This is a genomic window from Bacillota bacterium, from assembly GCA_024655925.1.
Lineage (GTDB): Bacteria > Bacillota > DTU025 > DTU025 > JANLFS01 > JANLFS01.
Genome location: JANLFS010000167.1, coordinates 1 through 2,432, shown reverse-complemented (window position 1 = coordinate 2,432; position 2,432 = coordinate 1). Strand labels below are relative to the sequence as shown.

General features: G+C 59.3%; 4 protein-coding genes. 2 read left to right on the top strand and 2 right to left on the bottom strand.

The annotated features are described in order from the left end of the window. Positions 1–38: 38 nt before the first annotated feature. The gene (locus NUW23_15480) at positions 39–851 is read right to left on the bottom strand and encodes a hypothetical protein (GenBank protein ID MCR4427558.1); all 813 of its coding nucleotides are present in this window, start codon (positions 849–851) and stop codon (positions 39–41) included. A gap of 191 nt (positions 852–1,042) precedes the next feature. Between NUW23_15480 and NUW23_15475 the strand changes: the two genes are divergently transcribed. Continuing rightward, positions 1,043–1,393, top strand: coding sequence for a nucleotidyltransferase domain-containing protein (locus tag NUW23_15475; protein ID MCR4427557.1), 351 nt, complete (start codon positions 1,043–1,045; stop codon positions 1,391–1,393). Continuing rightward, a complete protein-coding gene (locus NUW23_15470) occupies positions 1,377–1,796 on the top strand; it encodes a HEPN domain-containing protein (GenBank protein MCR4427556.1) in 420 nt (139 codons plus the stop codon). The genes NUW23_15475 and NUW23_15470 overlap by 17 nt, the downstream gene beginning before the upstream one ends. A gap of 95 nt (positions 1,797–1,891) precedes the next feature. Here NUW23_15470 and NUW23_15465 read toward each other — a convergent pair. Beyond that, positions 1,892–2,432 (bottom strand): hypothetical protein (locus NUW23_15465; GenBank protein ID MCR4427555.1); only part of this gene is annotated, 541 nt, incomplete at its 5' end.

The window sequence follows — 2,432 nt, the reverse complement described above, 5'->3', positions numbered from 1 at the left end:
CTCCGGCGGTCTCAGCCATCGGCCAGAGGCCGCCGGAGTCATCTATAGACCTGCACCGACTGCTGGGTATATGACGCCGGCAAATTGGCATCCCAGGGGTGGCTGAACACGTATACGTATATGTTGGTGCCCGTCCGAAGCCAGCCCAGCTGGCAGGTCATGGGCTCGCCCGTTCCGGTTGGTATGACATCGACCACTCCCGGACGTATCTGAAGCCTGATAGTATCAGGGGCCAAGGCCTGAGTCTTCTGCACTCCGTCTGAACCCGCCTTCTCGCTTCCCTGTGTGTTTACCACGGCGAACCGGGCCTCACCCGATGTGGGATGGGAAACCCAGGCGACCCAAAGGTTGGGGACTCGCCACACGTCCGGGTCTTTATATGCCGAAAGCGCGAGGCAGAATCCTGTTGTGCCGGCGGGGTCGAACTTGAAGACTACACTGGCCGGGCTGTTCTCCATGGCCCCATCCACGGTAAGCAAAGGATTCCTGGTCATGAGCCCGGTCTTGCCCCAGTAGTTGCCGGCAGGCACGCTGACAACGAAACTGCCCGACTGAACCCTCGCGAAGGCATTGTACTTGCCGCCTACTACCTCAATCGGTTCCCATACCTGGGACACGCCTTGTTCGAACTCGTCAGACCACACGAGCTTACCAGGTACAGATGACAACGATGCCTGTGTTTCCGCCGTCTCGGAGAATGTCAGGGACTCAATCTTCGAGAGGTCATATACTACAGACGTGCCGTCTTTGAACCGGATCACTATGGACGAACCGATCGCAACTGAAGAGAGGATCAGCGCAGAAAGACAGGCCAAGATTACAACTGTAGTCGTTCGCGCCCAATGCTTCATGTAGATAGCCTCCACGATATGTGATGATATGGCGTTCTGCGCGACAATCCGATATCCTCTCGAGCCCGTCGTGGCCCGGGCTGACATCGGGTGATGGCAGACTGGACAGCACTCCGTGTGCAGGATAAGATGTAGACGGCGGCGCCGGACGGCTCGAACGACAATGCCGGCCGCCTGGAGGGTGCCAGGTCATGGGTTTTCGAATGCCGCGTGCACAGGAGAGACGGGAGATGCTGGATGCCGCTCTCCAGCAGTTCCTGAGCGCTCTCCCTGCCACCAATGTGCAGCGAGTGATTCACTTTGGGTCCCATGCCCGCCGCTCGGTGCGTTCCAGCAGCGATATCGATCTCATCATCATACGCCCGACAGACCAGCCATTCGTGCACCGGGCCGATGATCTTGTGGGGTTGTTCCCGCCGGGCACCCCCGTCGATCTTCTTGTCTACACGCCAGAAGAATGGGCTCATCTGAGTGCCGGCCGGGGCTTTCATAGGCAGGCCCTGGCAGAAGGGGATGTCGTCTACGATGCCAAGCGCCGATGATGCTCTTCGTTGGTTGCGACAAGCCGAACGCGATCTCGACGATGCCCATTTCGTCATGACGGGGAAGCGGTACGGACTCGCTTGTTTCCTGAGCCAGCAGTCCGCAGAGAAGGCAGTCAAGGCGTTCCTGTTCGCTTGCGGAGCAGAAACAGTCTGGGGCCATTCCGTGGCTGAGCTCTGTAGAGATGCTGCCAAGCTCGATGCATCGTTCAGAGACATGATTCCCCTTGGTGCCAATCTCGACAAGTACTACATCCCTACTCGGTACCCGGACAGTCTGCCAGGAGGCATTCCGGCAGAGGCGTTCGATGTTTGGGATGCGGAGAAGGCAGTCAAGGTAACCGACTCGATCCTCACACACGTTCGAAGCCGGATGCAGGGTTCCCGGCCAGCCGAGCGATGAGCCAGCCCGCAGGTTGAGCAGACTGGCTCTCATGATGTGTGCCCGGAATGTTCCCCACGGCGGGTAGACTTAAGAGAGACCGCCCATGATTGCGATCATTCATACACTCTCTGCAGCGACCACGTGAGCGTATTCCTGACGGTGCAGGTCATGGTGCGGTCCGGTGACGTCACCGGGTCTTCGGTCCACGAATCGGTGCCCTCGAGTGATGGACCATCGGGGTCGAACGGCTTCCACCCCGACCGGATGTGGTCGTAGTTGCCAACCAGCCTTGCCATTGGCACTTCGCCGCCCTTTCCGGGGCTGCCGACATCAAAGGCGCTCGCGGTAGTGGTTGTTCCTTTGCATGTCTCAGTGGTGTCCACGACTCTCCCTCCGGACGTCATGCCCAGTCCAAAGGGGCTCAATGTGACAGGGCGCGTTCTCAGCACCACAGTGTACCTCTGATCGGGGCTGCGGCGGTCCACATGGAGCTCCACCGCTGTTTGCCCCTGGTTCCTGTCTGACACCCATCCGTTGAACTCGCGCTTGCTCGTCAACTTGCGCACGCTCGATGTCTGAGTCAAGAAGAAGTGGGGACTTCCCCTTTCCTCGAATCGGTTGCGCCTACGGCTGGGGAATCTGACCGTCCGCGGA

Coding starts and splice junctions, on each gene's coding strand:
- NUW23_15470 (MCR4427556.1), top strand. CDS start 1,377: ATGCCAAGCGCCGATGATGCTCTTCGTTGGTTGCGACAAGCCGAACGC.
- NUW23_15480 (MCR4427558.1), bottom strand. CDS start 851: ATGAAGCATTGGGCGCGAACGACTACAGTTGTAATCTTGGCCTGTCTT.
- NUW23_15475 (MCR4427557.1), top strand. CDS start 1,043: ATGGGTTTTCGAATGCCGCGTGCACAGGAGAGACGGGAGATGCTGGAT.